Here is a 17,387-nt window from a genome sequence, read left to right as displayed (position 1 = left end):
TACGGCGGGGACCGCCCGGACCCGGCGGGAGCGCCCATCGACCGCCCTTGCGCGGGCAGGGGCGGGACATGATCAGCAGGTGGGGGAGACTGGACCCGCGGACGAGGAAGCGGACGACGAGGAGGCCCGAGGCATGACACGCCCGATCACGGCAGGGGTGGACGGTACGCAGGAGAGCCTGGCCGCGCTGGACTGGGCGGCCAGGGAGGCGGTGCGCCGGGAGCTGCCGCTGCGCGTGGTGCACGCCTGGCACTACGCCGAGGCGCTCGCCACGGCCGACCGGGACACCCAGCACGGCTGGGTCTCGGAAGGGCTGCGGGAGTCCGTGCGCGCGGTCTCCGGCAGGCACCCGGAGCTACAGGTGGACGTGGATCTGCTCGAGGGCGGCGTCGCGGAGGCGCTGACCGACGCGGCCGCCAAGTCCGAGCTGCTGGTGCTGGGTTCGCGCGGGCACGGCGCGGTGATGGGCTTCCTGCTGGGCTCGGTCGGGCGGCAGGTGATCGCCGAGACGGCCCGGCCCGTGGTCCTGGTACGGGCCGGTGACCAGCCGGCGGCGGAGGCCGCCGGGCGCGACGTCGTGGTCGGCCAGCACGGCGGCCCGGAGGACAGCGCCGCCGCGCTGCGGTTCGCGTTCGAGACGGCGGCCCTGCGCGGGGCCACCGTCCGGGCGGTCCGCGCCTGGACGCTGCCGCCGGTCTTCGCCTACAGCCCGGGCTCGCTGAAGCTCCTGGACGAGGCGGGCGGCCTGGAGCCGTACGAGAAGCAGGCCCTGGCCGACGCACTGCGTCCGTGGCGCGAGCGCTTCCCGCAGGTGCCCGTCGCGGAGCACGTCGAGATGGGCAGCGCGGGGCAGGTGCTGCTGTCGGTGGCCGGCCGGGCCCAGCTGATGGTGGTCGGCCGGCGGGCCCGCCGCAGCGCCGTGGGCGCCCGGATCGGCTCGGTCGCGCACGGCGTGCTGCACCACGCCGAGTGCCCGGTGGCCGTGGTCCCGCACGAGTGACCTACTCCGGCGTCGTCGGCTCCAGGGTCGTACGGGCCCTGGGCAGGACGTTCGCGATGTAGTCCGCGACGGCGGTGTCCAGCCCGATGTCGTGCTGGGCCCGCTCCGACAGGTACCAGCGGTGCTCCAGGAGCTCGTGGTAGATCTCGGCCGGGTCCATGGAGCCGCGCAGCTCCGGCGGCACGGCGCGCACGGTGGGCCGGAACACGTCCCTGACCCAGCGGTGGGCCAGCACCTCGGGGCGGGCGGCGAGGGGGTCGCCGGGCGCGTAGTCGTCCTGGGTGGCCATCCAGCTCTCCAGGTCGTTGAGCAGCCGCCGCGCCTGGTTCTCCTCGGCGTCGAGGCCGGTCAGCCGCAGCAACTGGCGCTGGTGGTGGCCGGCGTCGACGACCTTGGGCACGAAGGTCACCGTGTCGCCGGCCGCGGAGTGCTCGATCTGCATCTCGGCCACGTCGAAGCCGAGGTCGTTGAGGCGGCGTATCCGGCGTTCTATGTAGTGGTACTTGCCCGCCGGGTACACCGAGGTGCGGGTCAGCTCCTGCCACAGCCCGGCGTAGCGGGTGCAGATCTCGTGCCCGAACTCGACCGGGTCCACGGAGGGGTGCAGCGCCCCGGAGGCCTCCAGGTCCAGCAGCTCTCCGCTGATGTTCACCCGGGCCAGCTCCAGGTCGTAGTCCCGCTGCCCGGGGCTGAGCCGCGGGTGCAGGTCGCCGGTCTCGGCGTCCACCAGGTACGCGGCGTAGGCGCCCGCGTCCCGCCGGAACAGGGTGTTGGAGAGCGAGCAGTCGCCCCAGGCGAACCCGCTCAGGTGGAGCCGGACCAGCAGCACCGCGAGGGCGTCCATCAGCCGGTGCATGGTCGCCGGGCGCATGGTGGTCTCGAACATCGAGCGGTACGGCATCGAGCCGCGCAGGTGCCGGGTGACCAGCACCGGCTCCAGCGGGTCGCCGGCGCCGTCGGTGCGGCCGGTGACCACGGCGAGCGGGTCCACGGCCGGGATGCCCAGCCGGTCGAGGTCGCGCAGCAGCCCGTACTCGCGCAGCGCGGGCCGCTCGGCCAGCTCCTTGACGGCGATCACCTCGTCGCCGGCGCGCGCGTAGCGCACGACGTGCCGGGAGATGCCCCGGGGGAGCGGTACGAGGTACTCCTCGGGCCACTTCTCCAGGGGTACGTCCCAGGGCAGTTCGAGCAGGACCGCCGGGTGCTCCGGGTTCGTGGCGCTGATCTGCAATGCCATGGGAGGAACCCTAAGGCCCGCTTCCGCGCCCATGGCCGGAAGAACGGTGCGGGGACCCGCCGGACGCGTCACCGCACCCCGTGCGGCCGGAACTGGACGCTGATCCGCGGGCCCGCCGCGTGGGCGGTCTTGGGCACGCAGTGCTCCCAGGTGCGCTGGCAGGATCCGCCCATCACGATGAGGTCGCCGTGCCCGAGCGGGCGCCGGACGGCCGGGCCGCCGCCCGCGACGGGCCGCAGCAGCAGGTCCCGGGGCGCGCCGACGGACAGGATCGCGACCATCGTGTCCTGGCGGGCGCCGCGCCCGATCCGGTCGCCGTGCCAGGCGACGCTGTCCCGGCCGTCGCGGTAGAAGCAGAGCCCGGCGGTGGCGAACGGCTCGCCGAGCTCCTCGGCGTAGCGGGCGGACAGGGCGTCCCGAGCCTCGCCGAGCACGGGGTGCGGCAGCGGGTCGTGCGCGGCGTAGAAGGCGAGCAGCCGCGGGACGGCCACCACGTTGTCGTACATCTTGCGGCGCTCCGCCCGCCAGGGGACCTCGGCCGCCAGCTCTTCGAACAGGGCGTCCGCGCCGCTCAGCCAGCCCGGCAGCACGTCGATCCAGGCGCCGTGGCCCAGCTCGGTACGGCGCAGCCCGTCGAGCGGGCCGAGCCGTAGCTCGTCGGTCTGGTCGAACAGGGAGCCCTGGAGGTGCGTGGCCATGGGTACAGCGTACTCCGGAATCGAAAATGTGTTCCAAGGCAGGCCGGGCGCGGCCGGTCCTGGCTCCCGGGCCCCTTTCCATACATCGGTGTATCGGATACGTTCCCGTATCGAAACGGAGGTCCCGTCATGACGGCCAAGGACGATCCGGCCCCGCGCGTCACCAGACGGCGGGCCCGGACCCGGGCGAACCTGCTCGACGCGGCCTTCGCGGTCTTCGCCGCCAAGGGGTTCGGGCGCGTCTCCATCGAGGAGGTCTGCGAGGCCGCCGGCTACAGCCGGGGCGCCTTCTACTCCAACTTCGCCACCCTGGACGAGCTGTTCTTCGCCCTCTACCGGGAGCGGGCCGACCTCATCGCCGGCCAGGTGGCCGAGGCGCTCGCCCAGGACGGGCCCGGCCTGGACGTGCCGGCCTCGGCGGACCGGGTCACCGAGGTGCTGCTGCTCGACGTGGACTGGCTGCTGGTCAAGACCGATTTCCTGGTCCACGCGGCCCGCGAGCCGGCCGTGGCCCAGGCGCTCCTCGACCACCGGACCCGGCTGCGCGAGGCCGTCGCCGACCGGCTCGGCCGGGCCGGGGGCCACACCGAACTGCCCGCCGCGCTCGGTGGAGCCGAGGGCGCAGCCCGCGCGGTGGTCGCGGCCTACGACGGCGTCACCACCCAGCTCCTGCTGGACAAGGACGTCGACGCCGCACGCCGCTGGCTGAAACAACTGCTCACCGCCCTGCTGACCGACGGCGGCGGCACCGGAGGACGAGTACCCGAATGAGTCGCGGACGGAAGGACAAGGACGCAATGGCCGCCATGGACGCGGACGTCATCGTCGTCGGAGCGGGCCTCGCCGGCCTGGTCGCGGCGCACGAACTCACCAGCCGGGGCAGGCGGGTCGCCCTGGTCGACCAGGAGAACGCCCACAACCTGGGCGGACAGGCGTTCTGGTCCTTCGGCGGCCTGTTCCTGGTCGACTCCCCGGAGCAGCGCCGCCTGGGCATCAAGGACTCGTTGGAGCTGGCCTGGAGCGACTGGCAGGGCAGCGCGCGGTTCGACCGCCTGGAGGACGAGGACTCCTGGGGCGCGCGCTGGGCCCGCGCCTACGTGGAGTTCGCGGCCGGCGAGAAGCGCTCCTGGCTCGCCGGGCACGGCATCTCGCTGCTGCCCACCGTCGGCTGGGCCGAGCGCGGCGACCTGCGGGCGGGCGGGCACGGAAACTCCGTGCCCCGCTTCCACATCGCCTGGGGCACCGGCACCGGCGTGGTCGAACCCTTCGTCCGCTACGCCCGGCAGGCCGCCCGGGACGGGCTGCTCACCTTCCACCACCGCCACCGGGTCGACGAGCTGGTGATCGAGGGCGGCGCCGCGCGCGGTGTGCGCGGCACGGTCCTCGCCGACGACGACTCCCCGCGCGGCGTCGCCTCCAGCCGCGAGGCGGCGGGAGAGTTCGAACTCGCCGCCCAGGCCGTGGTCGTCACCTCCGGAGGCATCGGCGCCGACCACGACATCGTGCGCCGCTACTGGCCGGAACGGCTCGGCACCCCGCCCGCCGAGATGGTCACCGGTGTGCCCGCCTACGTCGACGGCCGGATGCTGGACATCAGCGCGGCCGCCGGGGTCCGCCTGGTCAACCGCGACCGGATGTGGCACTACACCGAGGGCATCCGGAACTGGGACCCGGTCTGGCCCGGCCACGGCATCCGCATCCTGCCCGGCCCGTCCTCCCTCTGGTTCGACGCGCTCGGCCGCCGGCTGCCCGACCCGTGCCTGCCCGGCTACGACACCCTCGGCACGCTGAGGCACCTGCGCACCACCGAGGACCTCGCGGGCCACGACCACTCCTGGTTCATCCTCACCCGGAAGATCGTGGAGAAGGAGTTCGCGCTCTCGGGCTCCGAGCAGAACCCCGACATCACCGCCAAGGACCGCAAGGCGGTGCTGCGGGACCGGCTGCTCGGCAAGGGCGCCCCGGCGCCGGTGCGGGCGTTCCTGCGCAACGGCGCCGACTTCGTGACCGCGGACACCCTGGAACAGCTCGTCGAGAAGATGAACGGGCTCACCGGCGAACCGCTGCTCGACGCAGCCCTGGTGCGCCGCCAGATCGAGGACCGCGACCTCCAGCTCGCCAACCCCTACAGCAAGGACTCGCAGGTCCAGGGCATCCGCAACGCCCGCCGCTACATCGGCGACCGCCTTGGCCGGGTCGCCGCCCCGCACCGGATCCTCGATCCCGGGGCGGGTCCGCTGATCGGCGTCAAGCTGCACGTCCTCACCCGCAAGACCCTCGGCGGCATCCAGACCGACCTCGACTCCCGGGCGCTCGGCGCCGACGGCGCACCGGTCGAGGGGCTGTACGCGGCGGGCGAGGTGGCGGGCTTCGGCGGCGGCGGCGTGCACGGCTACAACGCCCTGGAAGGCACCTTCCTCGGCGGCTGCCTCTTCTCGGGCCGCGCGGCGGGGCGGGCGGCGGCGAAGCAGACGGGCTGAGGAGGAGCAGGCGGACGCCGCGGGGCCGGGTCTCAGCCCCGCAGCAACTCCGCCAGCACGCAGGCGTGGCTCCGCTCCGGCGCCTTGGACGCCGTGAGCAGCGTCATCCTCCCCTCGCGCGCCGACCGCCGCAGCCCGTCGAGGAGTCCGGCTGCCTCGGGAGCGGCGAGTTCGGCCTCGTAGCGGCTGCGGAACTCCTCGAAGGAGCCTTGCGAGGAGTGGAACCACTTGCGCAGTTCGTTCGAGGGCGTGAGCCCCTTCGGCCACTCGTCCACCCGGGCCTCGTCCTTGGACACTCCGCGCGGCCACAGCCGGTCCACCAGGACCCGCAGCCCGTCGTCCGCCTCGGGCGGTTCGTAGATCCGGCGCACGCGCACGCTCACGGTGGGGCCCCTCTCGGGTCGCGGACGGTGCTGCGAGAGTACTGCCGCGGGCGCGGCCCACCGGGCGGCGACGCGGCGTGACTTGACCGGAAAGAGGGCGAAACCGGGTCGGCCCCGCGCCTAGTCTTTGGCGAAACGATCATTCGTCACCCCCCTGGAGGAGCGCCCGTGACGCCACCGCGCAGACAGGTCCCCGGCCGACGCACCGCAGTTCTCCGCCGCGAGGCGGTCCTCGCCACCGTCCCCGTCGCCGTGGCGGCGCTGCTCGGGGCGGCCGGCCCCGCGGCGGCCGGCACGACCGGCGCAGCCGGCGCGGGCGACCCCTACTTCCCGCTCAGCGGCAACGGCGGCTACCACGTGGGCCACTACGACCTGACGCTCCGTTACGACCCTGCTTCCCGGCGCCTGGACGGCAAGGCCGCCCTCACCGCACGGGCCACACAGCGGCTCACCCGCTTCGACCTCGACCTCTCGGGCCTGAAGGTCACCGGCGTCACCGTCGGCGGCCACTCCGCCGGCTTCCGCCGCGACGGCCAGGAACTCGTCGTCACCCCGGGGCACGCCCTGCGCGCGGGCCAGGAGTTCCGGGTCGCGGTCTCCTACCACGGCACGCCCGGGCCGGTCACCGACCCGGACGGCTCCGCGGACGGCTGGATCCCCACCGACGACGGGGCGTTCGTCGCCGGCGAGCCGCAGGGCGCGATGACCTGGTTCCCGGCGAATAACCACCCCAAGGACAAGTCGTCGTACGACTTCACGATCACGGTCCCCGAGGGACGCACCGCCGTCGCCAACGGCGTCCTGCGCGGCACGCGCACCGCGCACGGCCGCACCACCTTCCGCTGGCACCAGGCCGAGCCGATGGCCGCCTACCTCGCCACCGCCACTGTCGGGAAGTTCCAGGTCGAGCGGTACACCACGCACGACGGCATCCAGGTGTACAACGCCGTCGACCCGCGTGAGGCGCGCGCGGCGGCGCCCGTGCTGAAGAAGCTGCCCTCCGTGCTGGAGTGGGAGAGCAGGCTGTTCGGGCCCTACCCGTTCAAGGCCGCCGGTTCGCTCGTCGACCACGCGCCCGACGTCGGCTACGCCCTGGAGACCCAGAGCCGGCCCCTCTACGACTCGGCGCCCGACGTGAGCACCCTGGTCCACGAGAACGCCCACCAGTGGTTCGGCGACTCGGTCTCGCTGACCGCGTGGAAGGACATCTGGCTCAACGAGGGCTTCGCCACCTACGCCGAGTGGCTCTACGCGGAACAGCACGGCGGCGACAGCGCGCAGAAGGCGTTCGACGACCTCTACGCCCGCCCGGCGAGCAACCGCCTGTGGGCCTTCCCGCCCGGCGACCCGGGCAGCGGGGAGAACATCTTCGACACACCCGTCTACGCCCGCGGCGCGATGACCCTGCACGAACTGCGCCGGGCCGTCGGCGACCGGGACTTCTTCCGGATCCTGCGCGCCTGGGCGGCCGGCCACCGCGCCGGGCACGGCACCACGGCCCAGTTCACCCGGCTCGCCGAGCGGCTGTCCGGCAAGGACCTGGACCCGCTGTTCCGCACCTGGCTGTACGAGCCGGGCAAGCCGGCCCGACCCTAGCGGCCGGACCACCGGGGCGGGTTCGTCCCCGGACGACCGGGCCCGCCCCGCCGCACGACGAGGCCCCGGCGTCCGCCGCCGGGCCTTGGGGGACCGGGGGCGGACGCCGGGGCCCGGAGCGGCCGGGGCGGGGCGGTCGGCTCAGCCGGAGCGCTGCCGGGAACGCACGCGGCGCTTGAGCGCGCGCCGCTCCACCTCGGTGGTGCCGCCCCAGATGCCGATGCTCTGGCCCGTGTCCAAGGCCCAGTCCAGGCACTGCTCCCGCACCGGGCAGCGACCGCACACCGCCTTCGCCTGCTGTGCCTGCACCTGCGAAGGACCGGTGGTGCCGATGGGGAAGAACAGGTCGGGGTCCTCATGACGGCACGCGGCATGTTCGCGCCAGTTGTACATCGAAGTCTCCTCCGGTCGTAGTCGTCCGTGCCAGTCGAATGCGTGCTTTTTCGGGTGACCGGTCAGGACGGCATGAAACCGGGAGGTTGCGCGGGACTTGGCGCGGGCCGCGTTCCGGTCACTGCTCGCGCATGCCCCACGGGGAGCCGTACGCGGTCAGCAGGTCGAGGAACGGGCCTGCGGGGAAGGCCTCCGGACCGAGGACGCCCGTCCCCGACCAGGCGCCGGTGGCGAGGAGTTCGAGGGCGACGACCGGATTGACCGCCGTCTGCCACACCACCGCCTGGCAGCCGTACTCCGCCATGGACCACTGGTTGTCGACCACGTGGTACAGGTACACCTCGCGCGGCGCCCCGTCCTTCGTGCCGCGCACCCAGGTGCCCGCACAGGTCTTGCCGTGCATCCGCTCGCCCAGCGTCGCCGGGTCGGGCAGGCACGCGGCGACCACGTCGCGCGGCGAGACGGCGACCGGTCCGTCCGGGCCCGGCACCGTCACCGGCTCGGTGCGGTCAAGCCCCAGGCGGTGCAGGGTCTTCAGCGTCTCGACGAACTCCCGGCCCAGCCCGTACTTGAACGTGACGCGGTCGGCGCCGACCCAGCGAGGCATCAGCAGCACCTCCTCGTGCTCCACGTTCACGCACTCCACCGGCCCGATCCCCTCAGGGAAGTCGAACACCTCGGGCTCGCTGAACGGCGCGGTGGTGAACCAGCCCCGCCCGCGCTCGTACACCACCGGCGGGTTCAGACACTCCTCGATGGTGGTCCAGATGCTGAACGAGGGGGCGAAGTCGTAGCCGTCCACGGTGAGATCGGCGCCGTCGCGGACGCCGATCTCCTCAATGGTGTCGAAGAGTTCGTCGGCGGCGTAGCGGGCGAACACGTCCGACAGACCGGGTTCCACGCCCATGCCCACCAGGGCGAGCGCGCCCGCCTCCGCCCACTCCCCGGCCAGGTCGAACTGCTCGTCGCCCAGCTTGACCCCGCACTCCTCGTACGGCCGCTCGGGGTGCGGACGGGACAGCGACATCGCCATGTCGAGGTAGGTCGCCCCGGCCGAGCGCGCCGCCCGGAACAGCGGCATGACGAACCGCGGATCGGTGGCGTTGAGCAGCACGTCGCAGCCGTGCCGGGCGAGCAGCGCGGCGACCCCGGCCTCGTCGCCCGCGTCCACCCGCTCGGCGCGGAAGCGGTCCCCGGCCGCGCCGAGGGCCGCGACCGCCGCCTCGGCCCGGGCGGGGTCGTAGTCGGCCACCACCATCAGGTCGAGGAACGGACGGCGGGCCGCGATCCGGGTGACGGCGGTGCCGACACCCCCGGCTCCCACGAGCAGTACACGCATGACGGGAAACTCCTGCCTGACACGAAGAACGGTCACGAACGGAACGGGACATCGAGGCAGGCGCGCCTTGCCCGGAATCCAACGCCGGAGGGTGGCGTAAGGTCAATGGCGTTGGCATAAGCCGCGCGGAGGCAGGAGGGAAGCACCGTGCCCAAGCCCGTCGTGCCCGAGGAGAGGCGCCGCAGGCGCCGTCCGACCCGCGGCGGCACCGTGCTGTCCGAGGAACTGATCGTCGCTGCCGCGCTCCGGCTGCTGCGCGAGCACGGCAGCACCGGGCTCACCGCCCGCCGCCTCGGGCTCGCCCTGGACTGCGACCCCAGCACGCTGTACCGGTACTTCCGGGGCATGGACGACCTGACCCTGGCCATCGGCGACGCGCTCATCGGCGAGGCGCTGGCCGGCTGGCGGCCGACCGGCGAGTGGCGGGCCGACCTGCGGACGATCGGACTGCGCATCCACGGCGGCTACGTCGCGCACCCGCAGGCCGCGCTGCTCACCGCCAGCCGGGTCACCGGCCGCGCCCACGAACTGGCCGCCGACGAGGCCGTGCTGGGCGTGCTGCGCTCGGCCGGGTTCTCCCTGGCCGAGACGGTCCGCGTCTACCACGCGTTCATCGACCAGACCCTGGCCTTCGCCGCCCTGGACTCCGCGTCACTGGCCCTGCCCAGCGCCTCCCAGCGCGCCGACGAGGACAAGTGGCACTCCACCTACGCCCGCCTGCCCCGCGCCACCCACCCCCGCATCGCCGAGGCGGCCCCGCTGCTTGCGAGGCGCATGGTCACCAGCGCCTACCCGACCGCGCTGGAGATGCTGCTGGACAGCGCGGCCGGACGGCTCGGCGGACCGCGGCCCTGAGGACCCGCGGCGCGTCCGCCGGCACCCGGATCACCGGCGCAGCGCCCGGGCCGCCGTCCCCGCCACCGCATCGGCCAGCGCCGCCAGGGCGGGGGAGTCGAGCCTCCACTGCTGCCAGTACAGGGTGACGTCCACGCTCCGGTCCGGCGCGAGCAGGACGAGGCGGCCCGCGGCCAGCAGCGGACCGGCCTGGACCTCCGGGAGCATGCCCCAGCCCAGCCCCGCGGCGACCGCGTCGGTGAAGCCCTCGGAGGTGGGCACGTGGTGCCGCAGCGGGCTGGCGGCCACGCCGCCCAGCCGTCTGACGAACCCGTCCTGGAAGTCGTCCTTGCGGTCGAAGACCACCACGGGCGCCCCGGGCAGCAGATCAGGCAGGGGACCGTCCAGGTACCGGGCGGCGAACTCCGGCGCGGCGGCCGGCAGGTAGCGCATCCGGCCCAGCGGGCGGACCGAGCAGCCCGGCACCGGGTCCGGCGAGGAGGTCACCGCCGCCATCACCAGCCCCTCGCGCAGCAGCGCCGTTGGCGGGTCCTGGACGGCCTGGTCGCGCTCACCATGCTGGTGCTCGGCGCCGCCCTGCTCCTCGGCGCCTGAGCACGGTGGCGGGGAGGTGTCGGACAGCCCGGGAGTTCCTGCGATAGTTGCCCTCGCATCGAAAGATGTATCGAGCAACCTCTCAACGACCCCCGACGAGCGACCAGGAACCCCGTGGACACGAGCGAAAGCAGCGGCACCGAACCGAGGACCGACGGCGCAGGGCCGGCGAGCGACGGCGCCGGACCGAGGAACACCGGCGCCGGCCCCGGCGCCACCGGCAGTGACACCCCGGCCGCGCCGGCCCCGCCCGGGCGCGGCTGGCGCCGCTGGGCCATGGACACCCGGCCGCTGCGCATACCGGCGTTCCGGCGCCTGTGGTCGTCGACCATCGTCACGGCCGTCGGCAGCCAGCTGACCGCCGTCGCCGTGCCGAAGCAGATCTACGACATCACGCACTCCTCGGCCTGGGTCGGCTACGCCAGCCTCGCCGGTCTCGTGCCCATGGTGCTGTTCGCGCTGTGGGGCGGCGCGGTCGCCGACACCGTGGACCGGCGCAAGCTGCTGCTGGTCACCAACACCGGCATCGCCGTGACCTCGGTGCTGTTCTGGGCGCAGGCCGTCACGGGCCTGGACTCCGTGGTGGTGCTCATGCTGCTGCTCGCCCTGCAGCAGGCCTTCTTCGGCCTCAACTCCCCGGCCCGCAACGCCTCCATCGCCCGTCTGGTGCCGGCCGCCGAACTGCCCGCCGCGAACGCGCTCGGCTCGACCGTGATGCAGACCGGCCTGGTCGCGGGACCGCTGCTGGCCGGCGTGCTCATCCCGGTCATCGGGCTGCCCGAGCTGTACCTGATCGACGCGCTGGCCCTGTGCGTCACCGTCTGGGCGGTGTTCCGGCTGCCCGCACTGCCCCCGCTCGGCGATCGGCCCGCCCGGCGCGCGGGCGTGCGCGAGATCGCGGCCGGCTTCCGCTACATCTCCGGGCACAAGGTGCTGCTGCTGTCCTTCCTGGCCGACATCGTGGCCATGGTCCTCGGCATGCCCCGGGCCCTGTTCCCGCAGCTCGCCGCGGAGACCTACGCCTCCTGGGGCGAGGGCCTGGCGCTCGGCGTGCTCTTCGCGGGCATCCCGGTCGGCGCGGTCCTGGGCGGACTGTTCTCCGGCGTCTTCTCGCGGGCGCGGCGGCACGGCTGGATGGTCATCGGCGCGGTCGTCGCCTGGGGGGCGGCCATCGCCGGGGTCGGGCTGAGCGGCGACCTCTGGGTGGCCGTCGCCTTCCTCGCCCTCGCCGGTCTCGCCGACATGATCTCCATGGTCTTCCGCGGGGCCATCCTGCTGTCCGCCGCCACCGACGACATGCGCGGCCGGATGCAGGGCGTGTTCACGGTGGTGGTCGCGGGCGGCCCGCGCCTGGCCGACGTGCTGCACGGCACCGCCGGCTCGGCGTTCGGCCCCAGAGCCGCGGTGGCGGGCGGCGGCGCGCTGGTGGTCGTGGTCATGCTGGCGCTGGCCGCCGCGATGCCGGCCCTGCGCCGCTACCGGATCTGACGCGGCGGGCCCGGGCGGCCCCCCGGCCGCCCGCCCGGCGTCTCGGCAGCGGTCCGCGCCTGCGGGCGGCTCACAGCGGTCCGCGCCTGCGGGCGGCTCACAGCGGTCCGCGCCTGCGGGCGGCTCACAGCGGTCCGCGCCTGCGGACCGCGTACTGGTCCATCAGCTTGCCGCGGGTGGTCTCCAGCCGGTGCGCGAGGATCTCCGCGACCGTCCGCACCAGTGACAGCCCGAGCAGCGGGTCCTCCACGCTCAGCGCGAGCACGGAGGGACCGTCGAACTCGTAGGCGCGCACGTTGCTGAAGGCCACCGCGCCGAAGTCCCACCGGTACGGCGGGAACAGCCAGGACCAGCCGAGCATGTCGCCCGCGCCCAGCGTGGCGACGGTGACCCGCTGCCGGGACGTGACCTGCTGGTCCAGATGGACCGCGCCCGACCGGATCACCCAGAAGCGGTCCGCGGTGCCGCCCGCTTCGAAGATCCGGGAGTCCTCCGGGAAGGAGACCTCCTTGGCCAGCTCCATCAGCCGCTCACGCTGCGCGTGCGGCAGGGCGGTCAGCAGTTTTATCGCTTTGGTCATGGCGCGGGACTCCTCGCCGGCGACGGTCGGGGTGTGTTCCCCAAGTTCATTTCAGCCGCTGCCGCCGCCCCGGGCACCTCGAAGGAACGGATCCCGGCCGGGTGCCGTGCTTCCGGGCATGAAAAAGCCCTGGCTGGACGGGGGAGGCCAGCCAGGGCCGTACGCGGTGGTGATGGAGGACGGTTCCGGTCGACCCCGTCACCACGTATGTGTGAACGATAAACCATCTCCGCGTCATTCACCCAATCCGGAGCGGGTCAGGTGACCTGTCTCACCCCCGGCCGCTCCGCCGGCGCTCCGCCCGGGTCGACGATCTCCTCCAGCACCCGCAGCACCGCCTCGTACGCACCGGCCCGGACGGACGCCTCCCGCGCCCCCTCCGGATCGGTCGCCGTGAGGCCCTGCGCCTGTTCCCGCCAGGCCCGTTCCTGTTCGGCGGCCCGGTCCCTGCCCCGCCTGATCCGCCGCAGCAGTTCGTCCGCGTCCACGACATCCGTCATACCGTCCACGTACCCGGCACGCGCCGGGTGATGACAACGCCACCGAGGGTGTTTGAGCGCTCTCGCAGGGGTGAGCCGGAACAAGAGACCCGTTCCGGGCAGCACCGAGGGAGGGAAGGGATGCGCGAGACGTACAGGACGGACTCCCCGGCGGGACTTCGTCAGCCGTGCCGGCCGGTTCCGTGCCGGCCGGCGGACGCCCGCAGAACCGTCCAGCGCGTGGTGGCCGAGCGGTGCAGGACCCGCGCCATCCGCTGCGACGACGTCGCGCTCGACGACGTCCTGCTGGTCACCTCCGAACTCGCCACCAACGCCATCCTGCACGGCGGCGGCATCACCGGCTTCGACGTCGACGTCGACAGCGGCGGGGTGAGGGTGTCGGTCAGCGACCGCAGCGACGACGTTCCGGTGGTCGAGGCCCCCGTGGACGAGCGGGGCCGCAACCGGCTCGGCGGCCGCGGCTGGCCCATCGTGTGCCTGCTGGCCCGCGACGTCAGCGTGGCCGGCCTGCCCCGCGGAGGCAAGCGGATAACCGCCGTCGTACCGCTCCACTGAGAACGGTAGGAGAAGTTCCGTTAGCGGCGTTTGCCATACATGGGCAGGGGCAGACGGAACCTCGTGCTTCGGACCGGAGGCGCGCGCCCGGCGGGATGAGATCGCCGCAGGCCCCCTCCGGAGGGCCGGACACCCATCCCGCGGCGAACCCTGACAGCACCGTTCGGGCCAGGACTCGGGAACCGCGGTTCCGTCCCTTGCCCTGAAACCACGTTCAGGAGCGATTCCGCATGCTGACCGACATGTCGACAAGTCCTTCCGGCACGCCCGGCACCGCCGCCGCCACCGCGACCTCCGCGTCCGGGCGGCGGACCCACGACGACGCCCCCGACACCGCGGCCCTCTTCGCCCGGCTGGCGGAGCTGGAGGAGGGGCCCGACCGGGACGCGGTGCGCGACGAGCTGGTGACCGCCTGGCTGCCCATGGCCCACCGGATAGCGGGCCGGTTCCGCGACCGCGGAGAGGCCGTCGAGGACCTGCGGCAGGTGGCCGCACTCGGACTGGTCAAGGCCATCGACCGGTTCGACCCGTCCCGTGGGGCCTTCGAGAGCTACGCCGTGCCGACCATCACCGGCGAGGTGAAGCGGCACTTCCGGGACCGGATGTGGGCGCTCAGGGTGCCCCGCCGGGTGCAGGAGCTGCGCAACCGGGTCCGGGTGGCCCGCCGCGAGCTCACCCAGAACCCCGGCACCCCCGAGCCGACCCCCGCCGACATCGCCGCCCACACCGGCCTCACCGAGGAGGAGGTCGCCGCGGGCATGGAGGCGCTGGAGAGCTTCAGCACCCTCTCCCTGGACGCCGAACTGTCCAGCGGCGACGACGGCTACAGCCTCGCCGACACGCTCGGAGCGTCGGACGGCGCGTTCGACGTCGTCGTGGACCGCGAGGCCGCCAAGGAGGGACTGCGCCGGCTGCCCGAACGGGAGCGGGCCATCCTCTACATGCGTTTCTTCGAGGACATGACGCAGAGCCGGATCGCCGACCGGCTCGGCATCTCCCAGATGCACGTCTCCCGGCTCATCAGCCGCAGCTGCGCCCGGGTACGCGACGAGGTGCTGGGCCAGCGGGGCGTGCGGAAGCAGCGGTGACCCCCCGGTCCGGACCGGGCCCGCGCCGACGGGCCCGGTCCCGGCGCGCCGGTCACCGCCCGCGGGGCTCCGGCGTGACGCCGAGCGGGCGGGCGAGGCCGGACACCGCCTCGTCGAGCCGCTGCAGATGACGCAGCACCCGGTCCGTCACCCGGCCGTAGCGCGGACTGCGCAGGGTGCCCGGTTCCAGCAGCGACGCGATGCTGGGGCCGGTCTCCACCGTCGCCGCGGACCGCGGGTCCACCACGTGGGCGGCGATCGCGTCGATGTTCGCCACGATCCGCCGGCCGGCCGTGCGCAGCCGCGGATCCGCCGCGATGGACGGGTGCGTGGGCAGCAGCTCGGCGGTGGCCGCGAGGGAACGGGCGTGGTAGGCGCAGGTCTCCAGCAGTGCCATGACGTACCGGGCGGTGTCGCGGCGGGAGCGCATCGAGGTCACCGGGTGGGTCAGCGGCTGGCTGGCGGCCCGCAGGTCCGCCAGCGCCTGGTCCAGCTCACGGGCCTTGTCGACCAGGTCCACCGGCGGACCGCCGCTGAGCTGGTCGGCGGCGGCGCGGGTGACCTCCGCCAGCTTCTCCAGGACGTCGACGAGCAGGTCGTTGGTGCGCCGGTCGGTGTGGATCGGCAGGACCACCGCCGCCGCGATCACCCCGCAGGCCGCGCCCAGCGCCGTCTCCTCCACCCGCAGCACCAGGACCGACAGGCTGTAGGAGTTCAGCAGCGTGTACAGCAGTCCCAGCATCGCCGTGACGAAGAACGACATCAGCGTGTAGGACAGGGGCGCGGTGTAGAACATCGCGAACACGAACAGCAGCACCAGCGCGAACGCCGTCCACGTGTGGTTCCCGACCAGGCCGGCGAGCACGATGCCGGCCACCACGCCGAGCACCGTGCCGAGCAGCCGGCGGTAGCCCTTGACCAGGATCTCGCCGGTGGAGGAGGTGTTGATGAACACGATCCAGCACGTCAGCACCGCCCAGTACCAGCGCTGGCTGGACAGCAGCTCGCCGCCGGCGATGGCGATCGCGGAACCGACCGCGACCTGTACGGCGGCCCTGGTCGTGGGCCGCCCCAGCCCGTCCGGCTCCGGCTTCTCCGCCTCGGCCTCCTCGCTGCCCCCGATGGCCGCGTCCTCGGCGTCCAGCTCCTCGCGGGAGCGGGCCGTCGCCGGTGAGTCGTCGGACTCGTCCTGCGGCCCGTCCAGGGCGATCCGCAGTCCGAGCACGGCCCGCCCGGCCTCGCCGACGCCCCGGAAGACGTCCTGCACGGCCGGTGAGGCCTTCGGCAGGTTCTCCTCCTCGCGGTAGCCGAGCAGCCGGTTGCGCACATGCGCCAGCGCCGTGCCCGACGCCTCCCCGGCCGGCCGCAGCACCAGCAGGCGCAGCGCCGCCAGGTCCCGGCGCAACTGCGCCGTGGCCCCGTCCCGCACCGGCAGTTCGCCGCCGGACGGCAGGGGAGCTCCGGGCAGGTGCAGGGTCAGGGTGTCGGTCCGCTCGGCGCTGCGCGCGGTCAGCAGCAGCAGCCCGAGCCGCTCGGCGGCGATCTCGGCGTCGGCGATCCGGCGCTGCAGCAGCCGCGCCGTCGCCTCGTCGGAGGCGCCGTCCGTCAGCCGGCCCTGGATCAGCAGCGCCGTCTCCTGCAGCCGCGCGGTACGCGTGCGCAGTTCCCCGAGCACCTTGTCCACGTCGTCGGGGCCGGCGTCCAGGAGTTCCAGCTGGGTGCCGAAGAGCTGGCCCAGCCGGGCGCGGAAGGCGCGCCGCAGCCGGTCCAGGGTTCCGGCCGGGGTCTGCGGCAGCAGGACGAAGCGGGCCATGGCGGCGCAGCCGAACGCCACGCAGATCACCGCGTACAGCGCGGGCAGCGCGCCCGGGGTCGCGTGCACGAACAGCGACATGAAGTAGACCTGGAAGCCGACCAGGCCCAGCGCCGTGCCCCGGTCGCCGAACCTGCGGCTGTAGACGGCGCAGAAGATCAGTACGACGAAGAACAGGTCGCCCTCGACGACCCGCTGGCTGAGCAGCGCACCCAGCGAGACGGAGGCGAGCGCCACCGGCAGTCCCAGCGCGAGGGTGACGGCCTGCTGGGAGCGCTGCTTCTCCCGGATGGCGAAGGTCGCGACCATCGCCGCGATGGCCCCGGCGACGAGCTGCGGCACCGGGACCCCGAACACGCCGAGCACCGCGAGGGTCAGGGCGATGGCGGTCACCGTGCGCAGGCCCGCGGTGAGCCGGAGCAGTCCCGGGTCGGACGCGGCCAGCCGGTCCCACATGCCTGCCCACCCCGACCGAACCGCTCGCCTCACGCCGCCGCGCTCTCTCCCGTGCCAGAACTTGATCTACGGACCAGCATGGCACGAGGACCTGGACTACTCGCCCCCGGCCAGCGTGTGCGCGACAAGCGCGTTGGCGTGGCCGTGCCCGAGACCGTGCTCGTCCTTCAGCCAGGCGACCAGTTCCATGTGCCTCTTCAGCGGCGAGGAGCGGATCAGCTCCTGCCACTCGCCGACCGGACGGCCGTACTTCCGCTCGATGGCGGGGAAGTAGCTCGCCGGGCCCTTCACGGTCTTCTCGGTCATGCCGCCGGTGTCCCTCCGTCGATGTC

General features: G+C 73.7%; 17 protein-coding genes and 1 pseudogene. 8 read left to right on the top strand and 10 right to left on the bottom strand.

Translation table 11 applies throughout. The annotated features are described in order from the left end of the window. Window positions 1-133 precede the first annotated feature (133 nt). A complete protein-coding gene (locus tag ACFQ9Z_RS01335; protein ID WP_383009370.1) occupies window positions 134-1,000 on the top strand; it encodes a universal stress protein in 867 nt (288 codons plus the stop codon). Window position 1,001: 1 nt separating this feature from the next. Here ACFQ9Z_RS01335 and ACFQ9Z_RS01330 read toward each other — a convergent pair whose 3' ends face one another. Then, window positions 1,002-2,237: a DUF4032 domain-containing protein gene (locus tag ACFQ9Z_RS01330; protein ID WP_383009368.1), complete on the bottom strand. Its 1,236-nt coding sequence runs from the start codon at window positions 2,235-2,237 to the stop codon at window positions 1,002-1,004. 68 nt (window positions 2,238-2,305) lie between these two features. After that, a complete protein-coding gene (locus ACFQ9Z_RS01325; RefSeq protein WP_383009366.1) occupies window positions 2,306-2,935 on the bottom strand; it encodes an alpha-ketoglutarate-dependent dioxygenase AlkB in 630 nt (209 codons plus the stop codon). Window positions 2,936-3,064: 129 nt separating this feature from the next. Between ACFQ9Z_RS01325 and ACFQ9Z_RS01320 the strand changes: the two genes are divergently transcribed. Both ACFQ9Z_RS01320 and ACFQ9Z_RS01315 read left to right on the top strand, forming a co-directional pair. Then, window positions 3,065-3,706, top strand: coding sequence for a TetR/AcrR family transcriptional regulator (locus ACFQ9Z_RS01320; RefSeq protein ID WP_383009364.1), 642 nt, complete (start codon window positions 3,065-3,067; stop codon window positions 3,704-3,706). Window positions 3,707-3,741: 35 nt separating this feature from the next. After that, window positions 3,742-5,415, top strand: a complete 1,674-nt coding sequence (locus ACFQ9Z_RS01315) for an FAD-binding dehydrogenase (RefSeq protein WP_383010285.1) — start codon at window positions 3,742-3,744, stop codon at window positions 5,413-5,415. Window positions 5,416-5,447: 32 nt separating this feature from the next. Here ACFQ9Z_RS01315 and ACFQ9Z_RS01310 read toward each other — a convergent pair whose 3' ends face one another. After that, window positions 5,448-5,798, bottom strand: coding sequence for a DUF488 domain-containing protein (locus tag ACFQ9Z_RS01310; RefSeq protein ID WP_383009362.1), 351 nt, complete (start codon window positions 5,796-5,798; stop codon window positions 5,448-5,450). A gap of 168 nt (window positions 5,799-5,966) precedes the next feature. Here ACFQ9Z_RS01310 and ACFQ9Z_RS01305 point away from each other — a divergent pair, with 168 nt between their 5' ends. After that, a complete protein-coding gene (locus ACFQ9Z_RS01305) occupies window positions 5,967-7,394 on the top strand; it encodes a M1 family metallopeptidase (RefSeq protein WP_383009360.1) in 1,428 nt (475 codons plus the stop codon). Window positions 7,395-7,535: 141 nt separating this feature from the next. Here the strand turns inward: ACFQ9Z_RS01305 and ACFQ9Z_RS01300 are convergent, their stop codons facing one another. Both ACFQ9Z_RS01300 and ACFQ9Z_RS01295 read right to left on the bottom strand, forming a co-directional pair. Next, window positions 7,536-7,787, bottom strand: coding sequence for a WhiB family transcriptional regulator (locus ACFQ9Z_RS01300; RefSeq protein WP_383009358.1), 252 nt, complete (start codon window positions 7,785-7,787; stop codon window positions 7,536-7,538). Between the two features lie 118 nt (window positions 7,788-7,905). Continuing rightward, complete coding sequence (locus ACFQ9Z_RS01295; RefSeq protein ID WP_383009356.1) at window positions 7,906-9,126, bottom strand: saccharopine dehydrogenase family protein; 1,221 nt, start codon at window positions 9,124-9,126, stop codon at window positions 7,906-7,908. Between the two features lie 147 nt (window positions 9,127-9,273). On the opposite strand from ACFQ9Z_RS01295, the gene ACFQ9Z_RS01290 reads away from it, so the two are divergent. Beyond that, window positions 9,274-9,981 carry a TetR/AcrR family transcriptional regulator gene (locus tag ACFQ9Z_RS01290; RefSeq protein ID WP_383009354.1) on the top strand — a complete coding sequence of 236 codons (708 nt, stop codon included), beginning with the start codon at window positions 9,274-9,276 and terminating at the stop codon, window positions 9,979-9,981. Between the two features lie 30 nt (window positions 9,982-10,011). Here ACFQ9Z_RS01290 and ACFQ9Z_RS01285 read toward each other — a convergent pair. Beyond that, window positions 10,012-10,500 (bottom strand): annotated as a pseudogene (locus ACFQ9Z_RS01285) (LysR substrate-binding domain-containing protein); the annotation flags it as partial. A 189-nt stretch (window positions 10,501-10,689) separates the two neighbouring features. Between ACFQ9Z_RS01285 and ACFQ9Z_RS01280 the strand changes: the two are divergent. After that, window positions 10,690-12,063, top strand: coding sequence for an MFS transporter (locus ACFQ9Z_RS01280; RefSeq protein WP_383009352.1), 1,374 nt, complete (start codon window positions 10,690-10,692; stop codon window positions 12,061-12,063). A gap of 124 nt (window positions 12,064-12,187) precedes the next feature. On the opposite strand, the gene ACFQ9Z_RS01275 is transcribed toward ACFQ9Z_RS01280, so the two are convergent. Together ACFQ9Z_RS01275 and ACFQ9Z_RS01270 are read right to left on the bottom strand one after the other, a co-directional pair. Further along, window positions 12,188-12,643, bottom strand: coding sequence for a cyclic nucleotide-binding domain-containing protein (locus ACFQ9Z_RS01275; protein ID WP_383009350.1), 456 nt, complete (start codon window positions 12,641-12,643; stop codon window positions 12,188-12,190). Window positions 12,644-12,900: 257 nt separating this feature from the next. After that, window positions 12,901-13,143, bottom strand: a complete 243-nt coding sequence (locus ACFQ9Z_RS01270) for a hypothetical protein (RefSeq protein WP_383009348.1) — start codon at window positions 13,141-13,143, stop codon at window positions 12,901-12,903. Between the two features lie 120 nt (window positions 13,144-13,263). Here ACFQ9Z_RS01270 and ACFQ9Z_RS01265 point away from each other — a divergent pair, with 120 nt between their 5' ends. Both ACFQ9Z_RS01265 and ACFQ9Z_RS01260 read left to right on the top strand, forming a co-directional pair. Next, window positions 13,264-13,698 carry an ATP-binding protein gene (locus ACFQ9Z_RS01265; protein WP_383009346.1) on the top strand — a complete coding sequence of 145 codons (435 nt, stop codon included), beginning with the start codon at window positions 13,264-13,266 and terminating at the stop codon, window positions 13,696-13,698. Window positions 13,699-13,928: 230 nt separating this feature from the next. Beyond that, entirely contained in the window at window positions 13,929-14,786 is an 858-nt protein-coding gene (locus ACFQ9Z_RS01260; RefSeq protein ID WP_383009344.1) for a SigB/SigF/SigG family RNA polymerase sigma factor, read from the top strand. 52 nt (window positions 14,787-14,838) lie between these two features. Here the strand turns inward: ACFQ9Z_RS01260 and ACFQ9Z_RS01255 are convergent, their stop codons facing one another. Together ACFQ9Z_RS01255 and ACFQ9Z_RS01250 are read right to left on the bottom strand one after the other, a co-directional pair. Next, a complete protein-coding gene (locus ACFQ9Z_RS01255; RefSeq protein ID WP_383009341.1) occupies window positions 14,839-17,055 on the bottom strand; it encodes an FUSC family protein in 2,217 nt (738 codons plus the stop codon). Between the two features lie 96 nt (window positions 17,056-17,151). Then, window positions 17,152-17,361, bottom strand: coding sequence for a DUF4287 domain-containing protein (locus ACFQ9Z_RS01250; protein WP_383009339.1), 210 nt, complete (start codon window positions 17,359-17,361; stop codon window positions 17,152-17,154). Window positions 17,362-17,387: the final 26 nt, after the last annotated feature.

The sequence above is a fragment of the Streptomyces sp. NPDC056580 genome, from assembly GCF_042793175.1.
Lineage (GTDB): Bacteria > Actinomycetota > Actinomycetes > Streptomycetales > Streptomycetaceae > Streptomyces.
This window is presented reverse-complemented; position numbering and strand designations above follow the sequence as displayed.